Origin of the sequence: Streptomyces capillispiralis (genome assembly GCF_007829875.1) — a bacterium.
In the GTDB taxonomy this organism is placed as follows: Bacteria; Actinomycetota; Actinomycetes; order Streptomycetales; family Streptomycetaceae; genus Streptomyces; species Streptomyces capillispiralis.
In genome coordinates, this window is the sequence record NZ_VIWV01000001.1 from 1,460,262 (window position 1) to 1,478,856 (window position 18,595).

Consider the following 18,595-nt stretch of genomic DNA (forward strand, 5'->3'; position numbering starts at 1 on the left):
GCCGTGCCGCGTGACGTCCCGCACCGACGACGGGTTGAGCACGGACGGGACATGGAGGTGTGGGGACATGAGTGTGGAACCTTACGGCGCGGACCAGGAGTCGGCGGCCGTCCTGCGGACCGTCGGGCGGGTCACCAAGATGTGCCGGGAGTGGGAGGGGATGACCCGGGCCGAACTCGGGACGCACATCGGGTACAGCGAGGAGCAGGTGTCCTCCGTCGAACGCGGGCGGAGGGCACCGATGGAGGAGTTCCTCGACGCGGCGTACCGGGTGCTCGAGGCGGGCGGACTGCTCTCGGGGCTGAAGAACGATGTGTCGAAGGCCCGGTTCCCCAAGAAGGTACGGGACTTGGCCAAGCTGGAGGAAGAGGCGGTCGAGCTGTGCGCCTACGCCAACCACGTCGTGCACGGCCTACTGCAGACACCGGAGTACACGCGGGCCATCTACGGCATGCGGCGGCCTCCGTACACCGAGGAGCAGGTGGACGAACTCGTCGAGGCGCGCTTGGCTCGTCAGAGGATCTTCGATCAACAGCCCTCTCCCGTCTTCGGTTTCGTCCAGGAAGAGGTGACGCTACGCCGTCCGCTCGGGGGCAGAATGGTGATGCGGAAGCAGCTCGAACGCCTGTTGGAGGTCGGTCAGCGGCGGAACGTGGAGATACAGGTGCTGCCCACCGACCGTGAAGACCACGCGGGGCTCGCGGGGGCACTTCAACTGCTGCGGCTGGAGGAGGGGGCAACCGTGGGTCACATCGAAGTGCAGCTGATCAGTCGGCTGCTCTCCGACCCCAAGGAGATCCAGATCCTTGAGATGCGCTATGGCATCATCCGGGCCCAGGCCCTCACGCCCCGTGAGTCGCTGGCCTTCATTGAGAAACTGCCGGGAGAGACATGATGACCAACCGCCGGACCGGGAGCGGTCCCGCGCTGGAGTGGTTCAAGAGCAGCTACAGCACGAACGACGGCCCGGAGTGCGTCGAGGTCGCCTTCACCTCCGCGACCATCCACGTCCGCGACTCGAAGCACGTACGCGGCCCCCGCCTCACCTTCGCCCCTCACCAGTGGGCCGCCTTCCTCCCCTACGCCTCCGGACGCCGATGACCCGACCGCTCACCGCCGCGCAGCGCCGCGTCGTCGACGCCGCCGATCCCGGTACGGGGCGGCTGCGGGGCACGCCGGCGCAGCTCGCCGCGCTGGTCAAGCGCGGGCTCGCCTTCCGGCATCCGAGGCCACCCCACGATCACTTCCTGACCCCGGCGGGACACCGGGAACGTACAGCTGAGGCGGCGGCGCCCGAGCCGGTGGAGGCACCGGCCGCGACCGGGGTGTTCGCCGCGCGGGTCGGTGGCGAAGACCCCGCGCCGGAGTCCGGCCCCGCCCGGCTCCGGGAAGTGCGCGGTGCCTGGCAGGGCCTGCTGGAGCTGCGCCGGATGACCAACCCCGACGGTGCCACGGACCGGCCCTGCGGCTGGGAGCGTGCGCATCTGGTGCGGGCCGCCGCGCTCGCCCTGGAGGCCGCCGGGCACCGCCCGGCCACCGAGGGCGAGGGCGGTTACCGGGTGCGGGAGACTCCGCAGCCGGAGGCGGTCGCCGTGTACGGACCGGACGGCGGGGCGCTGCGGGCGTGCGCGGCCACGCTGGAGGGGGCCGGGTGGCAGGTCGGCGAGTACACGGAACCCAGAACCCGCACGCGCTATCTGCTGGCGTCCCCCCGCCGTAAGTGAGGGTCGTGCCAGGATCGGTGCGCAGGGCAACGAACCGAGCAGGCGTGAAGGGGACGCAGTGAGTCAGCCGTTTTCCGTCCGCGTGACCGTGCGCGGGTACGAGACCGACGTTCAGGGCCACCTCAACCAGGCCGTGTACCTCAACTACGCGGAGCACGCGCGCTGGTCGCTGCTCCAGGAGGCGGGCATCTCCCAGTCCGGCCTCATCGCGCGGGGCGTGGGGCCGGTCGCCCTGGAGACCACCATCCGCTACCGGCGCGAACTGCTCGCCGGTGACGAGGTCGACGTGAGCTGCGCCTTCGCCTGGAGCGGCGGCAAGACGTTCACCATCGAGCAGACGATCACCAAGTCCGACGGCACGGTGGCGGCCGACATCACGGCGGTCGGCGGCCTGTTGGACCTCGCGCGGCGCAAACTCGTGCCGAACCCCCAGGAGGTCTTCCGGGACTTGGCGAAGGACCCGGGTCTGTTCGGGCTGTAGCACCCGGGCGCCGGCCGGTTCGCGTACACGTCGCGCGCCGCCGGCGCACGTTCGTGCTCCCCCTCCGGCGGGGGCGTCGCACGGGCCGGAGGGGGTGGGCCGGGCCCCGTTTCCGGGTTTCAGGCAGTGAAAGTTTCCGCCGTCCGGGGCCAAGTCTCCAGGCCATCCGTTCCTGCAGTGGACCAGACCACGAGCGAGGACCGGCGGGGCTTTACACGCGTAGACCCCGCATGCGTAACTGATGACGCGCGCACGTCAAACAGCAACGGAACTGCCAGGTGGCAGCGGCCGACGTCACCTCCTTCGCTCATCCCCACATGTGTCAGGAGGCAGCCATGTTCTCTCTCCCCACCCGCTCGTCCGGCACTCGCAGACGGATGGCCACGGCGCTCGGCGTCCTCGCGGCCGCCCTCGCGCTGACGGCCACCACCGCGGGCGGCGCGACCGCCGCGCCGCAGCCCGACCGGGACCGCGTGAAGATCGAGCCCGGCGAGGCGTACATGGGTGCGGGCACCCGCATCCACGAGGGCACCCCGGCCGGGGAGCCGACGATGGGCGTCATGGCGCCGACCGACGGCGTCCAGGGCATCGACGTCTCGCACTGGCAGGGCGCCATCAACTGGACCTCCGTGCGCAACGCGGGCATCCAGTTCGCCTGGATGAAGGCGACCGAGGGCACCACCTACAAGGACTCGAGCTTCAACACCAACTACCCCGCCGCCTACCACGCGGGCGTGATCCGCGGCGCGTACCACTTCGCCCGCCCCAACGTCTCCAGCGGCGCCACCCAGGCGAACTACTTCGTCAACAACGGCGGCGGCTGGTCGCGCGACAACATGACGCTCCCGGGTGTCCTGGACATCGAGCACAACCCGTACGGGGCGATGTGCTACGGCCTGTCCACCACGCAGATGCGCACCTGGATCACGGACTTCTACAACACCTACAAGTCGCGCACCACGCGTGACGTGGTGATCTACACGACGGCGAGCTGGTGGAACACCTGCACCGGCAACTGGAGCGGCATGTACAGCAAGAGCCCGCTGTGGGTGGCGCACTGGGGCACCTCGGCCCCGACGATCCCGGCCGGCTTCCCGACCTGGACGGTGTGGCAGTACACCGCCACCGGCTCGGTCAGCGGCGTCTCCGGCAACGTGGACCGCAACCAGTTCAACGGCTCCCGCGACCGGCTCCTGGCGCTCGCCAACAACACCTGAGACCCGAGGCAGTACGCGATCACGCGGGAGAGCCGGCGGCCGTCCGCCGCCGGCTCCTCCGTCTCCCCCCACTCCCCCTCCCTCCCCGAGGAGTGATCGTGCATCCCGAGAACGCCCTGAGGCGCCGCCTGCTGATCGCCGGCGCGGCCGGTCTGGCCGCCGCCACCGCCCTGCCGGGTACGGCACGGGCCGGAGCGCAGGCCCCGGACGCCGTCGAGCCGGACATCGACTCCACCACCGCCTGGGGCGCCCGGTCCCCCCGGGGAACCATCAGCGTCCTGCAGTACCGGCCGAGCAAGCTCGTCATCCACCACACGGTGAGCGCCAACACCGCCGACTTCTCCCGCGCCCAGGCCCACTCCCACGCCCACTGGGTGCAGAACCTGCACATGGACAAGAACGGCTGGGTCGACACCGGCTACCACTTCCTGGTCAGCCGGGGCGGCTGGATTACCGAGGGACGGCACGGCAGCCTCCAGGCGCTCACCGGCGGACGGAACTTCGTCCTCGGCGCCCACACCTCCGGGCAGAACAACACGGCCGTCGGGATCGCCTGCGAGGGCGCCTACCACGACGGGGCGGTACCGCCCACCGCCCAGTGGGACGTCCTGGTGACCCTGTGCGCGTACGCGTGCGTGCGGTACGGCGTTCCGTCCGCGCAGATCTACGGGCACAAGGACTACGGCGACACCCTCTGCCCGGGCGTCTACCACGACATGCTGCCCAGGCTGCGGGAGGAAGTGGCGGCGGCCCGGACGGCGTGAGCGCCGCCGGCGGCATGCCCCGGACGCCGGACCGTGCCCCGGACGCCGGACCGCTCCGCACACCGGACCGTGCACCGGACACCGGACACCGGACCGTGCTCCGGCCGGGGCCGGTCCGGCGCACTGGGCGCCGGGCCGGGCCCGGCCGGCCGCCGGCCTCACGGCGTGGCCGGGGCCTTCGCCGCGCCGGTGATCTCCTCGCCCGCCTCCATCGGGTGGGTGACGTCGGCGGCCTCGCGGCTGCCGTTGCCGAGGTGGTTGAAGACGAGGTTCAGCGCGACCGCCGCCACGCAGCCGGTGGAGATGCCGGAGTCCAGGACGATCCTGGCCGTCTCCGGGAAGGAGTGGTAGAACTCCGGCGCGGTGATCGGGATGATGCCGACGGCCAGCGAGACGGCGACGATCAGGACGTTGTTGTCCTTCTCCAGGCCGGCCCTGACCAGGGTCTGGATGCCGCTGGCGGCGACCGAGCCGAACAGGACCACGCCCGCGCCGCCGAGCACCGGGCGCGGTACGACGGCGATCAGCGAGGCGGCCATCGGGCACAGGCCCATCAGGACGAGGAAACCGCCGCCGGTGGCGACGACGTACCGGCTGCGGATCCTCGTCATCGCCACCAGGCCGATGTTCTGCGCGAAGGCGCTGCACATGAAGCCGTTGAACAGCGGGCTGATCGCGGAGCCGAGGGTGTCGGCGCGCAGGCCGGCGGCGATGGTCCGCTCGTCGGCCGGGCGGTCGACGATCTCTCCGAGCGCCAGCATGTCGGCGGTGGACTCGGTCATGGAGACCACCATCACCACGCACAGCGAGACGATCGCGGCGAGCTGGAACTGCGGGGCGCCGAAGTGGAACGGCGTCGGGAAGCCGACGAGGTCCGCCTCGGCGACCGGCGAGAAGTCGGTGACGCCGAACGGGAGCGCCAGCAGCGTGCCGCCGACCAGGCCCAGCAGGACGGCGATCTGCTTGACGAAGCCGCTGGTGAAGCGGCGCAGCAGCAGGACCATCAGCAGCGTGGCGCCCGCCAGGCCCAGGTTGGTGGCGGAGCCGAAGTCGTCGGCCGCGGGGCTGGCGCCCTGGGCCCAGCCGAAGGCGACCGGCAGCAGCGAGACACCGATGAGGGTGATCACGGTGCCGGTGACGACCGGCGGGAAGAAGCGCACCGCCTTGCTGAAGAAGGGCGCCGCGAGGAAGCCGAGGAGGCCGGCGACGATCACCGCCCCGAAGATGACCGGCAGGGCGTCGTCCTTGTCGTCGGTGGAGGCGACGATCGCGGTCATGGGGGCGACACCGGCGAAGGTGACGCCGTTGACGAAGGGCAGCCGGGCGCCGATCTTCCAGATGCCGAGGGTCTGCAGGAAGGTGGCGAGGCCCGCGGTGAACAGGCAGGCGCCGGTGAGGAAGGTGAGTTCGCTGCCGGTGAGGCCGATGGCCGCGCCGACGATCAGGGGTGGTGCGACGACGCCCGCGTACATGGCGGCCACGTGCTGCAGGCCGGTCGTCGCCATCTTGAGCGCGGGGAGTTTCTCGTCAACGGGGTGGTCGGCCACTGCCGCTCTCCTCCGGTCGGGTACACGGCGGCCCGGGAGGGTCGTCGTGGGTGTCAAGGAGGTGGTGCACATGGTCGTGCGGGACCAGGACGGAGAGGTGACCGCTCCGGGGCGGGCGTGACGAACGCGCGCCCCGGAGACGGCCGTCGCGGCCCCGGTGCGGGGTCCGCGGTCTCCGGCCGGGAGCCGTCCCTCCCGGCCGGAGACGTCAAGGGGGGTTCAGCCCTGTGCGGCGATCCGGGCCAGCCGCCGCGCCTCGGCGCGGGTCGCGCGGGCGATCTCGTCCTCGTCGGCCGTGAGCAGCCGGCCGTCCTCCACGATCCGGCGGCCGTTGACGAAGGAGGCGGTGACCGGCGCCGGCGCGCCGAGGACGAGGGCGGCCACCGGGTCGGCGATGGAGGCGTGGGCGAGGGTGTCCATCCGCCACAGCACCAGGTCGGCGAGCTTGCCGGGTTCCAGGGAGCCGATCTCGCCGGCCCGGCCCAGCACCCGGGCACCGCCGTACGTGCCGAGCCGCAGGGCCTGCCGGGCGGTGAGGGCGGCCTCGCGGTGCGCGCCGAGACGGTTGACCAGCAGGGCGTTGCGCAGTTCCGTGTGCAGTTCGCCGGACTCGTTGGAGGCGGTGCCGTCGACGCCGAGGCCGACCGGGACGCCGGCCGCGAGCATGTCCGGGACGCGGGCGATGCCCGCCGCCAGGCGTGCGTTGGAGGACGGGCAGTGGGCGACGCCGGTCCCGGTGCGGGCGAAGGCGGCGATGTCGGAGTCGTTCATGTGGACGCAGTGCGCCATCCACACGTCCTCGCCGAGCCAGCCGGTGGACTCGAAGTAGTCGGTGGGGCCCATGCCGAACAGTTCGTGGCAGAACTTCTCCTCCTCCACGGTCTCCGAGCCGTGGGTGTGCAGGCGCACCCCGAGCCGCCGGGCCAGTTCGGCTCCCTCACGCAGCAGTTCGGTGGAGACGGAGAAGGGGGAGCAGGGGGCGACGGCGACCTGGGTCATGGCGTCGGAGGAGGGGTCGTGGTGCTCGCGCACGGTCTCCTCGGTGGCGGCGAGCGCGCCCTCCAGGGTCTCCACGGCGAAGTCCGGGGGCAGGCCGCCGTCCTTCTCGCTGCGGTCCATGGAGCCGCGGGCGAGGGTGAAGCGGACGCCCATGTCGCGGGCGGCGCGGACGACGGCGCCGGACAGGTCGCCGGAGCCGTGCGGGAAGACGTAGTGGTGGTCCATGGCGGTGGTGACGCCGCCGCGGGCCATCATCGCGAGGGAGCCCCGGGCCGCCGCGTGCACCATCGGCTCGTCGATGCGCGCCCAGGTGGGGTAGAGGGCGACGAGCCAGTCGAAGAGGTTGTGGTCGGTGGCCAGGCCCCGGGTGAGCCACTGGTAGAAGTGGTGGTGGGTGTTGACCAGGCCGGGGGTGGCCAGGTGCCCGGTGGCGTCGATGCGGTGCACGACGTTCTCCAGGCCCTCGGGGGCCGGGCCCGCGCCGAGCGATTCGATGCGGTTGCCGTTGAGGACGAGGTGGCCGGAGGCGTGTTCGGTGTCGTCCGGGTCGACGGTCGCGATCGCGCAGTTCTCGATGACGGTGCGCCGGTCTGCTGCCATGGTTCGTCCTTTTCGCTCACGGGAGGGGCACGGCAGGACCCTGGGGGATTTGAGTGCCGTGGCCGGGGACGTGTTCCCCGGCCACGGGTGCCGAAGGGTGTGCGGTCGGCCGGATGGGGGCGGGCGGTCAGAGGTTGGTGAGGTCCACCGGGATCCGCGGCTCGCAGCCGTCGCGCAGGACGGTGGCCTCGATCAGGCCGTAGGGCCGGTCGGCGGCGAAGTAGACGGCCCCGTCGGGGGTGTCGTTCTTGAGGCCGAACGGTTCGAGGTCCACCAGGAAGTGGTGGCTGTTCGGGAGGGAGAAGCGGACCTCGTCGATCTCGTCGCGGTTCTCGATGATCCTCGCGCCCATCTGGTACAGCGTCTGCTGCAGGGAGAGGGAGTAGGTCTCGGCGAAGGCCCGAAGCATGTGCGTCCTGGCCTGCTCGTAGGAGGTCTCCCAGTCGGGCATCTGCTGCGCGTCGTCACTCCAGCCGAACCGCCAGCGGCCGGAGACCGAGGTGGCGAGGATGCGGTCGTAGGCCTCCTTGAGCGTCGTGTACTTGTCCTTGACGTAGCCCCAGAACTCGGAGTTCGTGGAGTTGAGCACCGTCAGGTCCTTCAGGCCGGAGACGACCTCCCACCGCTCGCCGTCGTAGGTGACCTGCGTCAGCCGGGTCTCCTGGCCCTTGCGGACGAAGGAGTGCCGGGGCTCGTCCGAGGTCTCGATGCGTTCCCAGGCGTACTCCTCGATCCGGATGCGTGCCCGGTGGATGGGTTCCTGGGAGGTGACGAAGTGGCGGGCGAGGTGGATGCCGAACTGCTCGGCGGACTCGATGCCGTGCTCCTTGGCGAACGCGTACACCGTGTTCTTGGTGGTGTCGGTCGGCAGGACGCTGGCGTTGGAGCCGGAGTAGTGGACCTCGTCCATGTCGCCGGACAGGGCGACGGAGACGTTCAGGTCCTTGATGTGGTGGGTGGCGCCGTCCCGCGTGATCCTGACGACTCGGTTCTCGGCCTTGCCGTACTGGTTCTGTCCCAGGACCACGGGGCGGGCAGGGCGGGAATGGACGGTCATGTAGCTAGCTCCCTCGGTAAACGGAGTAGCCGAACGGGTTGAGCAGCAGCGGTACGTGGTAGTGCTCGCCCGGCGCGACGGCGAACGTGACCGTCACCTCCGGGAAGAACACGGCCGCGGTACCGCTGTCCCGATTCGCGGGGGCGTCCTGCTGCGCATCGGCTTGCTTCTTGGCGGCCTTCTCGAGGTACGGCTCCACCGCGAAGTCGAGCCGTACGTGGGTGGTTCCCTCCGGCAGTGCCGGCAGGTCCTTGCAGCGCCCGTCCGCGTCGGTCGCGGAGCCGCCGAGCGTCCGCCAGTCCGCCGCGCGTCCGGAGCGGGCGGCGAGGTGGACGGCGACGCCCGCGGCGGGGCGGCCGGCGCTGGTGTCCAGGATGTGCGTGGACACGGAGGCGGTGGTGTCGGTGCTCATGCCGCGTCAGTCCCCTTCGACGAGTCGGGCCAGCCGGATGCGGTTGATCTTCCCCAGTTCGGTGCGGACGATCTCGCGCTCCCGGTCCGGCGCGTTGCCGAGGCGTTCCCTGACGGCGTCACGCATCTGCTCGCCGGTCCGGCCGGTGGCGCAGATGAGGAACACGTGGCCGAACTTCTCCTGGTAGGCCAGGTTCAGTTCGAGCATCTCGGCCTTGAGCCCGTCGGGGGCGCCGGCCATGCCGCTCTGTTCGCGGGCGGAGGCCGGGTCCCCCGGCTTCGGGCGGCCGATCGGCGGGTGCCCGGCCATCGCCTCGTGGAGGTCCGCCGTGGTCAGGCCGGCCACGGCGGCGTCACTGGCGGCGTACAGCTCCTCGGCGGTGCCGTACGGGCGGGCGGCGAGCAGGCGCCGGGCCCACGCCGTGGAGGCGCATGCCTCGTGGAGCGCGGCGAGCGCCGCGTGCTCCTCCAGGGCGTTGAAGCGGGCCAGGCCCGGGGGCGTGGAAGTCGACGTCACGGGAGCCTCCGTGGCCGCGAGCGGCCTTCGTGCTGCGAACGGGCGTGCCGACAGTGAACGCCGTCACACGAGAGCACGTCAACAGTTTGTTGAAAATTCGGGGTGACGAAGAGGAGCGCCCGTCATCCGCACGTCACCCGCGCCCCGTGGTCAGGAACCCTTCTCGCGGTTGAGGTAGTTGTAGACGGTGAAGCGGCTGACCCCGAGCGCGCTCGCCACGGTCTCCACGCCGTGCCGGACGGCGAAGGCGCCGCGCGCCTCCAGACCGCGCACGATCTCCTGCTTCGCCCTGCGGTCCAGGTCCGCCAGGGGCATGCCCTTCCTGCGCTCCAGGGCCGCGAGGATGTGGTCCAGGGAGTCCGCGAGCTGCGGCAGGCGTACGGCGACCACGCTCGCGCCCTCCCAGGAGAGCACCACGTCGTCGGCGCCGGCCTCGTCGGGCGGGACCATCTCGCCGCCCATGGCGTCGACCAGCGGCTTCACCGCCGCGATGAACGCCTCGTCACCGCCACCGGTCACCGCCCGCCCTCCTCGACCACGTTGACCTGGAGCGAGATCCGGGTGGCGCCGGCCGTCAGCGTCCTGCGCAGCAGCGCGTCCACGGCGGTGAGCACCGCGTCGGCACCGCCCTCGGCGGTGTTGCCGAACGGGCCGACGTCCACCGTGTCCAGCTCGGCCGCTTCGAGGACCTCGCGGGCCACCACCGCGTGCGCGGGCGCCTCGTCGAGGTCGAAGGGCTCGGTCGTGAACTCCACTTTCAGTCGCACTGTGCCCCCATGGCATCCGCTCCGACCCGCGCGTCCCGGCAGGTCCGCGCCCCGGGCCCGGACCGCCCGGCGGCTTGGGGAGACCCTAACGGACCTGCGCGCCGGCGGCGCCCCGCGAGAAATCCCCGGTCACCGCGACGGACCCGGCCCGGTGGCGCGTAGAGCAGGCGGAGGACGTCCGCAGGGAGGGGAGCTGGTCATGACGGGACACACGGGGTGGCGTGCCGGTGCCAGGGGCGCCGGAGGCACGAGGGGTACGAGGGGCGGCAGGGGTGTCCGGGGCACGGCGGTGGCGGTGACGGCGATGGCGCTGCTCACCGGATCGCAGGCACCGGGCGCGGGTGAGGCGCGGGCCTCGGCGGCCGCCCGGCCGGCACCGGCCGGGCACGGTCCGGGTGTCTCCGGCGACACCGTCTACCGCACCGACCTGCCGCCCCTGCGCACCGGGGAGCGCGACGGGCGCGACGGCCCCGCGGCGGGCGCCGCCCTGCCGGCGAGCGTGTTCGCCGCGTACCGGAGGGCGGAGGCGGAACTCGCCCGCACCGCGCCGGGCTGCCGGCTGCGCTGGCAGCTGCTGGCGGCGATCGGCCAGGTGGAGTCCGGGCAGGCGCGCGGCGGCCGGGTCACCGCGGACGGGACGACCGTGACGCCGATCCGGGGCCCGCGGCTGGACGGCGTCGCCTTCGCCCTCATCCGGGACACCGACGGCGGCGCCTATGACGGGGACGCGGAGTACGACCGCGCGGTCGGCCCGATGCAGTTCATCCCGTCCACCTGGGCCCGCTGGGGCGCGGACGGCAACGGCGACGACCGGCGCGACCCGCACAACGTGTACGACGCCGCGCTCGCCGCCGGACGCTACCTCTGCGCGGGCGGCCGGGACCTGTCCGACCCCGCCCAGCTGGACCGGGCGATCCTGGGCTACAACCACTCGACGGCGTATCTGCGCACGGTCCGGGCCTGGTACGCCTACTTCCTGTCCGGTCACCGGGTGGTGCCGGACGGGTCCGCCGCCGCCCCGGCGCGCCGCGGGTCCCCCCGGGCCACGGCGGAGCCGTCGTCCTCCCCGTCGGCCCGCCCGTCCGCGACCCCGTCCCGGACGCCCGCCGCGCCGTCCCCCGCGCCTGCCCCCACCGCGTCCCGCCCCGCGGGCGACGCGGACCCGGCGGGCGGGGAGCCCGGGCTCCCCGTGCCCGGGCCGGGCGTGTCCGCACCGGGCATCACCGCCCCGGGGGCCGTTCCGCTGCCCGGCGGCGCTCCGCTGACCAGCAACGGTGCGGACTCGATACCCGGCACCCCCTCCCCAACCGCCGCTACCGAACGGTAATGTCGCCACCCGCCGGACGGCACGGGACCGGTGGGTGAGCGAAGGGGCCCTCATGGCGACGGACATGCCTGCTCAGGCACAGGCGGCGCGGGAGCGCTGGGAGCGGATGTGGGGCCACCGTGAGCACTTGCTCAAGGTGGCCCGGCGCCGCTCGATGAGCCAGGAGGACGCCGAGGACGCGGTGCACGAGGCGATGCTGCGGGCCGCCGAGCGTCCGGACCTGGACGACGAGCGGCTCGGCGCCTGGCTGACCACCGTGACCATGCGGCTGTGCGTGGACCGCTACCGCCAGGTCCACCGGGAGGCCGAGGTGCGCACCAGCCCCACGCTGGTCGCGCCCGGCCCGGTGCCCGTCGAGGAGGCCGTGTGCGACCGGGCCGAGGCCCGGTGGCTGGCGGTGCGCAGCGGCGAACTGCCCGCCCGGCAGGCGGAGGCGCTGCGGCTGAAGTCGCTGGACCTGGACGTCGGCCAGGTCGCGGTGCACATGGGACTGAGCTACCGGACGGTGGAGTCGCTGCTGGCCCGGGCCCGGCGCACGCTGCGCAACTCGCTGGCCGGGACGCTCGGCCTCGCGCTGTTCCTGTGCGGCCGGGGACGGCCCCGCACGGGCGGCAAGGCGCAGGCCGTCGCCGTCGCCTCCACGGCGGCCACGCTCGCGGTCGCCGGGTTCGTCGTGCCGTACTCCCTGGAGGACGGCGGCGGCCCGACACCCCGGTCCTCCCGCTCGCAGGACGCCGGTGTGCCCCACCCCGGCGGCACCACCGGGCCGTCGTCCCCCGCGGCCGGCCCGGACCGGACCCCGCCCGGGCCGCTGCGCCCTGACCCCACGGGCGCCCCCGCCGCCGGCTCGTCGCTCGTGCCCGCCCTGCCGGGACTGCCCGAGGTGACCGAGGTGACCGGGCTGCCCGTGCTGAGCCGGACCGAGGTCCCGCCGGTGCCGTCGGTGCCGCCGGTGCCCGAAGTGAGCGGGGTGCCCGGGGTGGGCGGGGTGCCGGACCTGCCGGAGCTGCCCGACGCGGGCGGCCTGCCCGACCTGCCGGGGGACGGTTCCGTGATCCCGACGGCGCCCGCGCTGCCCTCCGCGCCCCCGCTGCCGTCGGCGGACGCCGACGGGGCCGCGCCGGACTCCGGCCCGCTGTCCGGCGCACCCTCCGTTCCGGCGCCGTAAACCTTCCGCGCCGCCCCTTCCGAAAAAAATTCCGGTCCGTCGCGACGGACGGCCCGCCCCTCCCCGTAGAGCAGGTGTCGGAGCTGCTCCCGTGGGCGAAGGGTGAACCGGATGGGTGTCGAGATCTGCGTGGAAGGGCTGACCAAGTCCTTCGGCCGTCAGGTCATCTGGCAGGACGTCTCGCTGACGCTGCCCGCCGGGGAGGTCTCGGTGATGCTCGGCCCCTCGGGGACGGGCAAGTCGGTGTTCCTCAAGACGCTCGTGGGGCTGCTCAAGCCGGACCGGGGCTCGGTGCGGATCGCCGGGCGCGACATCACCACGCTGCGCGAGCACGAGCTGTACGAGGTGCGCAAGCTGTTCGGGGTGCTGTTCCAGGACGGCGCGCTGTTCGGCTCGATGAACCTGTACGACAACATCGCCTTCCCGCTGCGCGAGCACACCCGCAAGTCCGAGAGCGACATCCGGCGCGTCGTGCTGGAGAAGATGGACATGGTCGGGCTGATCGGTGCCGAGGAGAAGCTGCCCGGCGAGATCAGCGGCGGCATGCGCAAGCGGGCCGGGCTGGCCCGGGCGCTGGTGCTCGACCCGGAGATCATCCTGTTCGACGAGCCGGACTCGGGCCTCGACCCGGTCCGCGTCGCCTACCTCAACCAGCTGATCGTCGACCTCAACGCCCAGATCGACGCGACCTTCCTGATCGTCACCCACGACATCGCCTCGGCCCGGCAGGTGCCCGACAACATCGGGCTGCTGTTCCGCCGCGAACTGGTGATGTTCGGGCCCCGGGAGCGGCTGCTGCACAGTGACGAGCCGGTCGTGCGGCAGTTCCTGCACGGCAGGATGCAGGGGCCGATCGGCATGGCGGAGGAGAAGGACGCCGCGCAGGTCGAGCAGGAACTCGCCCAGCTCGACGACACCGGGCGCGACCAGCGGCTCACCCCGCGCCTGCTGCCGGGTCCGGGCATCGCCCGCCCGCCCCGCTGGGAGGCGATCGCCCGGCGCGAGGCGGAGCCGCACTGCGCCGAGGGGGCCGGCGCATGAGCCCGTCCCCCACCGGCGCGCTGCGCCACTCCGGCAGCCTGTTCGCGCTGGCCCTCGACGTGCTGCGCACCCTGCCCCGACGCCCCTTCCAGACGCGGGAGTTCATCCAGCAGGCGTGGTTCGTCGCCAGCGTCACCATCCTGCCGACGGCGCTCGTGTCGATCCCGTTCGGGGCGGTCATCGCGCTGCAGATCGGCAGCCTGACGCGGCAGTTGGGGGCGCAGTCCTTCGCGGGCGCGGCCTCGGTGCTGGCGGTGCTGCGGGAGGCCTCGCCGATCGTGACCGCGCTGCTGATCGCGGGCGCGGGCGGCACGGCGATCTGCGCGGACCTCGGGGCGCGGAAGATCCGTGAGGAGATCGACGCGATGCAGGTGCTCGGCATCGACCCGATCCACCGGCTGGTCGTGCCGCGCGTACTGGCCTCCATGGTGGTGGCCGTGCTGCTGAACGGCCTGGTGTCGGTGGTCGGCGTGGCGGGCGGCTACTTCTTCAACGTGGTGCTGCAGAACGGCACTCCGGGCGCCTACCTGGCCTCCTTCACCACCCTCGCCCAGCTCTCCGACCTGTGGGCGGCGGAGCTGAAGGCGCTGGTGTTCGGGGCGATCGCCGGGATCGTCGCCTCGTACAAGGGGCTCACCGCCAAGGGCGGGCCCAAGGGGGTGGGCGACGCCGTGAACCAGTCCGTGGTGATCACCTTCATGTTGCTGTTCGTGACCAACTTCGTGATGACCGCCGTGTACTTCCAAGTCGTCCCGCAGAGGGGTTAGCCGGTGCGCACACGACGACTCCTCGAACGCCCCCTGCGCTCCCTGGAGGAGCTGGGCACCCAGCTGTCCTTCTACGGCCGTTCGCTGGCGTGGACGGGCCGCACCCTGCGCCGCTACAAGAAGGAGGTGCTGCGGCTGCTGGCCGAGGTGAGCTTCGGCCGCGGCGCGCTCGCCGTGGTCGGCGGGACGGTCGGCGTGATCGCCTTCCTGTCGTTCTTCACCGGCACCGAGGTCGGCCTCCAGGGCTACGCGGCCCTCAACCAGCTCGGCACCTCCAACTTCGTGGCCTTCCTGTCGGCGTACTTCAACACCCGGGAGATCGCCCCGCTGGTGGCCGGGCTCGCCCTGTCGGCGACGGTCGGCGCCGGGTTCACCGCGCAGCTCGGCGCGATGCGCATCAGCGAGGAGACCGACGCCCTGGAGGTGATGGGCGTCCCCTCGCTGCCGTTCCTGGTGACGACCCGGATGATCGCCGGGTTCGTCGCCGTGATCCCGCTGTACGTGGTGGGGCTGCTGTCCTCGTACCTGGCCGCCCGGACCATCACCACCGTCTACTACGGGCAGTCGACCGGCACCTACGACCACTACTTCCACCAGTACCTGCCGCCGGTCGACGTGTTCTGGTCGTTCGGCAAGGTGATCGTCTTCGCGGTGCTGATCATCCTGGTGCACTGCTACTACGGCTACCACGCGAGCGGCGGTCCGGCGGGCGTGGGCGTCGCGGTGGGCCGTGCGGTGCGCACGTCGATCGTGGCGATCAACGTCCTCGACTTCTTCCTGTCCCTGGCGATCTGGGGCGCCAACACGACCGTACGGATAGCGGGGTGAGCGCGGTGGGAGTGCTGCGACTGAGGCTGTACGGCATCGTCTTCCTCGCCGTGCTGGCGCTGCTGCTGTCCCTCGCGGTGGCCGTCTACCAGCAGGCGTTCACGCCCGTCGTCAAGGTCACCCTGGAGGCCGGCCGGCTGGGCAACCAGCTCGACCCGCGGGCCGACGTGAAGCTGCGCGGGCTGCTGGTCGGGGAGGTGCGCGCGGTGCACGCGGACGGCACCGGGGCGACCCTCGACCTCGCCCTGAAGCCCGAGCACGTGGGCCGCATCCCGTCGGACGTACGGGCCCGGCTGCTGCCCAAGACGCTGTTCGGCGAGAAGTACGTCGACCTGGTGGCGCCCGGCGGCTCCGCGGCCCGGCCGATCCGGGCCGGCGACGTCATCACCCAGGACCGCACGACGGTCGGCATGGAGGTCCAGCAGCTGATGAACGACCTGCTGCCGCTGCTGCGCACGGTCGAGCCCGGTGAACTCAACGCCACGCTCTCCGCGTTCGCCGGCGCCCTGGAGGGCCGCGGCGACCGCGTCGGCGGCAACCTGACGCGCCTGGAGGCCTACCTGCGCGAGCTCAATCCCCATCTGCCGTCGCTGAAGGAGGACATCTCCCGCTTCGCGGACGTCGCGGAGGTGTACGGCGACGCGGCACCGGACCTGCTGCGCGTCCTGCGCAACACCGTCACCACCAGCCGCACCCTGGTCGAGAAGAAGGACCGGCTGGCGTCGGCGCTGCGCACCACGGCCACCGTCGCCGGGACCGGGCGGGACTTCCTCGACACCAACGGCGACCGGCTGATCACCCTGGGCCGGGTCTCCCGCCCCACCCTCGACCTGTTCGCCCGCTACTCCCCCGAGTACCCGTGCCTGCTGGCCGGACTGGTCCGGCAGAACAGGGCCGCCGAGGAGACGTACCGGGGCGGCAGGATGCGGATCACGCTGGAGGTGGTCCGCGCCCGGCCGGCGTACGAGCCCGGCGAGGAGCCCGTCTACGGCGAGCGGTCGGGGCCGAACTGCCACGGCCTGCCCCATCCGCGGGTGCCCGCGCCGCACGTGGACCTCGACGACGGCGCGGGACCGGGAACCTCCGGGGGCTCGGCCGGGCCGTCGCCCGTGTCCGCCACCGCCGGTGAACAGCGCGCGGTCGGCTCGCTCGTCGCCCCCGTGCTGGGCGTGCCGGCGGACGAGGTCCCGCCCGTGGCGACCCTGCTCTTCGGCCCGCTGGCCCGGGGAACGGCGGTGAGCGTCGCATGAGCACGTCCAAGGCCCGGCAGACCGTGGCCCCGCTGGTCAAGTTCGGCCTCTTCGCCGTGGTGACGATCCTGGCGACGGCGCTGCTCGCCGCCACCATCGTCAACATCTCCTTCGAGCCGCAGCACTCCTACCGGGCGGTGTTCAGCGATGTCACCGGCCTGGAGGAAGGTGACGACATCCGGGTCGCCGGGGTGCGCGTCGGCGAGGTGGAGGAGATCAGGATCAAGGACCGCACCCGGGCCGAGATCACCTTCAGCGTCCGCGCCGACCGGCCGCTGCTGACCACGACCGGCGCGGTGGTGCGCTACCGCAACCTGGTCGGCCGGCGCTACGTCGCGCTCACCGAGGGCGCGGGCAGCGGCACCCGGCTGCGGCCGGGCGGCACCATCCCGCTGGCGCGGACCCAGCCCGCGCTGGACCTCAACGTGCTGCTGAACGGCTTCAAGCCGCTGTTCGCCGCGCTCAGCCCGGAGGACGTCAACAGGCTCGCCACCGACATCGTCCAGACCCTCCAGGGCGAGGGCGGCACGGTGAACAGCCTGCTGGCGCACACCGCGTCGCTCACCACGACGCTCGCCGACCGCGACGAGCTGATCGGCTCCGTCGTCACCCACCTCAACACGGTCCTCACCACGCTGGACCAGCGCAGCGGCCGGTTCTCCGGGCTGCTGAAGCAGCTGCGGCGGGTGATCTCCGGGCTGTCCGCCGACCGCAAGCCGCTCGGCGAGTCGCTGGTGGGCATCGGCGACCTCACGGAGGCCACCTCGGGTCTGCTGAAGGACGCCCGGCCGCCGCTGAAGGACGACATCGCGGAGCTGAACGAGCTGACCGGAACGCTGAACGACAACGAGAAGACGGTGGAGGGCGTGCTGAAGCGGCTGCCGAACAAGCTCAACGAGCTGACCGGGACGGCGTCCTACGGCTCGTGGTTCAACTTCTATCTGTGCGACTTCGACGGCCGGGTCGTGCTGCCGGGGAGCGACCGGGTGCTCGAGCCGGGGCTGCACGTGGCACGGGCGAGGTGCGGCGCATGAGCACCCGTTTCCTCCCGCGCCGTAGGCGCCGGCCGGAGCCTTTGATGAAGGTGCGCATCGAGCCTCCGCGCCTGCCGCGACTGCGGCGCCGCACGGGACGCGGGCCCCGGATGAAGCCGTTCCGGGAGCGCAATCCCGTGATCATCGGTGCCGTCGGGCTGACCGTCCTCGCCCTGCTGACCGTCGCCGCGTTCCACGCCGACGACCTGCCGCTGATCGGTGGCGGCACCCGCTACAGCGCGGCGTTCTCCGAGGCGGGCGGGCTGAAGCCCGGCGACGAGGTGCGCATCGCCGGGGTCGAGGTGGGCACGGTGGAGACCGTCGACCTCGACGGCGACCACGTCGAGGTGGTCTTCAAGCTGCGCGGCGAACCGGAGTTCGGCCGGGAGACCGGCGCGTCGATCCGGGTGGAGACCATCCTCGGCGCCAAGTACCTCGCCCTGCACCCCGAGGGCCCCGGGCAGCTCCCGGCGGGCAGCGAGATCCCGCTGCGGCGCACCGTCCCGGCGTACGACGTGGTGGAGGCGTTCAGCGATCTGACGACCACCACGGAGGAGGTCGACACCCAGCGGCTGGCGCAGGCGCTGGACACCCTGTCGGCCACCTTCGAGGACTCCCCGGAGGAGGTCCGCGCCTCCATCAAGGGGCTGTCGAAGATCTCCCGGACGGTCGCCTCGCGCGACAAGGAGCTCCGCGAACTCCTCGACCGCGCCAACGGCGTCAGCGGCGTACTGGCCGAACGCTCGGGCGACTTCAGCGCCATGGTCAAGGACGGCAACGAGCTGTTCAAGGAGATCGGCAAGCGCCGCAAGGCCATCCACAAGCTGCTGACCACCTCCGCCGAACTCGGCGTCGAACTGTCCGGGCTGGTCGAGGACAACCGTAAGGAGATCGGCCCCGCGCTGAAGAACCTCGACACGTTCGTCAACATGCTGGAACGCAACCAGAAGAGCCTGGACCGCAGCGTCGCCCTGCTCGCCCCCTACGTCCGGGTCTTCTCCAACACCCTCGGCAACGGCCGCTGGTTCGACAGCTACATCCAGAACCTGGTCGCGGCACCCGTGGCGCCCAGGACGGGAGGCACCCCGTGAGGAAA

Annotated in this window: 21 protein-coding genes; 14 read left to right on the top strand and 7 right to left on the bottom strand. The window is 72.3% G+C overall.

The features are described from left to right. The first annotated feature begins 67 nt into the window (after positions 1-67). The 6 genes from FHX78_RS05805 to FHX78_RS05830 all read left to right on the top strand — a co-directional run bounded on the left by FHX78_RS05805 (position 68) and on the right by FHX78_RS05830 (position 4,186). Positions 68-895: a helix-turn-helix domain-containing protein gene (locus FHX78_RS05805; RefSeq protein ID WP_145866396.1), complete on the top strand. Its 828-nt coding sequence runs from the start codon at positions 68-70 to the stop codon at positions 893-895. Next, positions 895-1,101 (top strand): DUF397 domain-containing protein, encoded by a 207-nt coding sequence (locus FHX78_RS05810; protein WP_145871684.1) that lies wholly within the window; start codon positions 895-897, stop codon positions 1,099-1,101. Before FHX78_RS05805 ends, FHX78_RS05810 begins: the two co-directional genes overlap by 1 nt. Then, positions 1,098-1,724 (top strand): hypothetical protein, encoded by a 627-nt coding sequence (locus tag FHX78_RS05815; RefSeq protein ID WP_145866397.1) that lies wholly within the window; start codon positions 1,098-1,100, stop codon positions 1,722-1,724. Before FHX78_RS05810 ends, FHX78_RS05815 begins: the two co-directional genes overlap by 4 nt. A 58-nt stretch (positions 1,725-1,782) precedes the next feature. Then, entirely contained in the window at positions 1,783-2,205 is a 423-nt protein-coding gene (locus FHX78_RS05820) for an acyl-CoA thioesterase (protein ID WP_145866398.1), read from the top strand. A gap of 335 nt (positions 2,206-2,540) precedes the next feature. Next, positions 2,541-3,422, top strand: coding sequence for a lysozyme (locus FHX78_RS05825; RefSeq protein WP_145866399.1), 882 nt, complete (start codon positions 2,541-2,543; stop codon positions 3,420-3,422). Positions 3,423-3,520: 98 nt separating this feature from the next. Beyond that, complete coding sequence (locus FHX78_RS05830; protein WP_145866400.1) at positions 3,521-4,186, top strand: peptidoglycan recognition protein family protein; 666 nt, start codon at positions 3,521-3,523, stop codon at positions 4,184-4,186. Positions 4,187-4,344: 158 nt separating this feature from the next. Here FHX78_RS05830 and FHX78_RS05835 read toward each other — a convergent pair whose 3' ends face one another. The 7 genes from FHX78_RS05835 to FHX78_RS05865 form a co-directional block, all read right to left on the bottom strand. Further along, positions 4,345-5,733 carry a nucleobase:cation symporter-2 family protein gene (locus tag FHX78_RS05835; protein WP_145866401.1) on the bottom strand — a complete coding sequence of 463 codons (1,389 nt, stop codon included), beginning with the start codon at positions 5,731-5,733 and terminating at the stop codon, positions 4,345-4,347. A 219-nt stretch (positions 5,734-5,952) separates the two neighbouring features. Beyond that, positions 5,953-7,332 carry an 8-oxoguanine deaminase gene (locus FHX78_RS05840; protein ID WP_145866402.1) on the bottom strand — a complete coding sequence of 460 codons (1,380 nt, stop codon included), beginning with the start codon at positions 7,330-7,332 and terminating at the stop codon, positions 5,953-5,955. A 127-nt stretch (positions 7,333-7,459) separates the two neighbouring features. Next, positions 7,460-8,389 carry a factor-independent urate hydroxylase gene (pucL, locus tag FHX78_RS05845; RefSeq protein WP_145866403.1) on the bottom strand — a complete coding sequence of 310 codons (930 nt, stop codon included), beginning with the start codon at positions 8,387-8,389 and terminating at the stop codon, positions 7,460-7,462. Positions 8,390-8,393: 4 nt separating this feature from the next. Next, positions 8,394-8,801 carry a hydroxyisourate hydrolase gene (gene uraH / locus FHX78_RS05850; RefSeq protein WP_145866404.1) on the bottom strand — a complete coding sequence of 136 codons (408 nt, stop codon included), beginning with the start codon at positions 8,799-8,801 and terminating at the stop codon, positions 8,394-8,396. A 6-nt stretch (positions 8,802-8,807) separates the two neighbouring features. After that, positions 8,808-9,317 carry a 2-oxo-4-hydroxy-4-carboxy-5-ureidoimidazoline decarboxylase gene (uraD, locus tag FHX78_RS05855; protein WP_145866405.1) on the bottom strand — a complete coding sequence of 170 codons (510 nt, stop codon included), beginning with the start codon at positions 9,315-9,317 and terminating at the stop codon, positions 8,808-8,810. Between the two features lie 150 nt (positions 9,318-9,467). Further along, on the bottom strand, positions 9,468-9,836 hold the full coding sequence (locus FHX78_RS05860) for a helix-turn-helix domain-containing protein (RefSeq protein WP_145866406.1): 369 nt from the start codon (positions 9,834-9,836) through the stop codon (positions 9,468-9,470). Then, on the bottom strand, positions 9,833-10,084 hold the full coding sequence (locus tag FHX78_RS05865; RefSeq protein ID WP_145866407.1) for a YkoF family thiamine-binding protein: 252 nt from the start codon (positions 10,082-10,084) through the stop codon (positions 9,833-9,835). The genes FHX78_RS05860 and FHX78_RS05865 overlap by 4 nt, the downstream gene beginning before the upstream one ends. A gap of 304 nt (positions 10,085-10,388) precedes the next feature. Here FHX78_RS05865 and FHX78_RS05870 point away from each other — a divergent pair, with 304 nt between their 5' ends. From FHX78_RS05870 to FHX78_RS05905, 8 genes are all read left to right on the top strand, one after another. After that, complete coding sequence (locus FHX78_RS05870; protein WP_145871686.1) at positions 10,389-11,411, top strand: lytic transglycosylase domain-containing protein; 1,023 nt, start codon at positions 10,389-10,391, stop codon at positions 11,409-11,411. A 52-nt stretch (positions 11,412-11,463) separates the two neighbouring features. After that, complete coding sequence (locus FHX78_RS05875; protein ID WP_145866408.1) at positions 11,464-12,579, top strand: RNA polymerase sigma factor; 1,116 nt, start codon at positions 11,464-11,466, stop codon at positions 12,577-12,579. Between the two features lie 111 nt (positions 12,580-12,690). Next, positions 12,691-13,620, top strand: a complete 930-nt coding sequence (locus tag FHX78_RS05880; protein ID WP_145866409.1) for an ABC transporter ATP-binding protein — start codon at positions 12,691-12,693, stop codon at positions 13,618-13,620. Continuing rightward, complete coding sequence (locus FHX78_RS05885; protein ID WP_145866410.1) at positions 13,617-14,387, top strand: MlaE family ABC transporter permease; 771 nt, start codon at positions 13,617-13,619, stop codon at positions 14,385-14,387. The genes FHX78_RS05880 and FHX78_RS05885 overlap by 4 nt, the downstream gene beginning before the upstream one ends. A 3-nt stretch (positions 14,388-14,390) precedes the next feature. Next, positions 14,391-15,215 (top strand): MlaE family ABC transporter permease, encoded by an 825-nt coding sequence (locus FHX78_RS05890; RefSeq protein ID WP_145866411.1) that lies wholly within the window; start codon positions 14,391-14,393, stop codon positions 15,213-15,215. A 5-nt stretch (positions 15,216-15,220) separates the two neighbouring features. Continuing rightward, a complete protein-coding gene (locus tag FHX78_RS05895; protein WP_145871688.1) occupies positions 15,221-16,465 on the top strand; it encodes an MCE family protein in 1,245 nt (414 codons plus the stop codon). Further along, positions 16,462-17,499 (top strand): MCE family protein, encoded by a 1,038-nt coding sequence (locus FHX78_RS05900; protein ID WP_145866412.1) that lies wholly within the window; start codon positions 16,462-16,464, stop codon positions 17,497-17,499. The genes FHX78_RS05895 and FHX78_RS05900 overlap by 4 nt, the downstream gene beginning before the upstream one ends. Before the next feature lie 110 nt (positions 17,500-17,609). Then, positions 17,610-18,590, top strand: a complete 981-nt coding sequence (locus FHX78_RS05905; RefSeq protein ID WP_145871692.1) for an MCE family protein — start codon at positions 17,610-17,612, stop codon at positions 18,588-18,590. The last annotated feature ends 5 nt before the right edge of the window (positions 18,591-18,595 follow it).

Coding starts and splice junctions, on each gene's coding strand:
- FHX78_RS05815 (WP_145866397.1), top strand. CDS start 1,098: ATGACCCGACCGCTCACCGCCGCGCAGCGCCGCGTCGTCGACGCCGCC.
- FHX78_RS05885 (WP_145866410.1), top strand. CDS start 13,617: ATGAGCCCGTCCCCCACCGGCGCGCTGCGCCACTCCGGCAGCCTGTTC.
- FHX78_RS05810 (WP_145871684.1), top strand. CDS start 895: ATGACCAACCGCCGGACCGGGAGCGGTCCCGCGCTGGAGTGGTTCAAG.
- FHX78_RS05805 (WP_145866396.1), top strand. CDS start 68: ATGAGTGTGGAACCTTACGGCGCGGACCAGGAGTCGGCGGCCGTCCTG.
- uraH (WP_145866404.1), bottom strand. CDS start 8,801: ATGAGCACCGACACCACCGCCTCCGTGTCCACGCACATCCTGGACACC.
- FHX78_RS05840 (WP_145866402.1), bottom strand. CDS start 7,332: ATGGCAGCAGACCGGCGCACCGTCATCGAGAACTGCGCGATCGCGACC.
- FHX78_RS05875 (WP_145866408.1), top strand. CDS start 11,464: ATGGCGACGGACATGCCTGCTCAGGCACAGGCGGCGCGGGAGCGCTGG.
- FHX78_RS05880 (WP_145866409.1), top strand. CDS start 12,691: ATGGGTGTCGAGATCTGCGTGGAAGGGCTGACCAAGTCCTTCGGCCGT.
- FHX78_RS05905 (WP_145871692.1), top strand. CDS start 17,610: ATGAAGCCGTTCCGGGAGCGCAATCCCGTGATCATCGGTGCCGTCGGG.
- pucL (WP_145866403.1), bottom strand. CDS start 8,389: ATGACCGTCCATTCCCGCCCTGCCCGCCCCGTGGTCCTGGGACAGAAC.
- FHX78_RS05870 (WP_145871686.1), top strand. CDS start 10,389: ATGGCGCTGCTCACCGGATCGCAGGCACCGGGCGCGGGTGAGGCGCGG.
- FHX78_RS05900 (WP_145866412.1), top strand. CDS start 16,462: ATGAGCACGTCCAAGGCCCGGCAGACCGTGGCCCCGCTGGTCAAGTTC.
- FHX78_RS05825 (WP_145866399.1), top strand. CDS start 2,541: ATGTTCTCTCTCCCCACCCGCTCGTCCGGCACTCGCAGACGGATGGCC.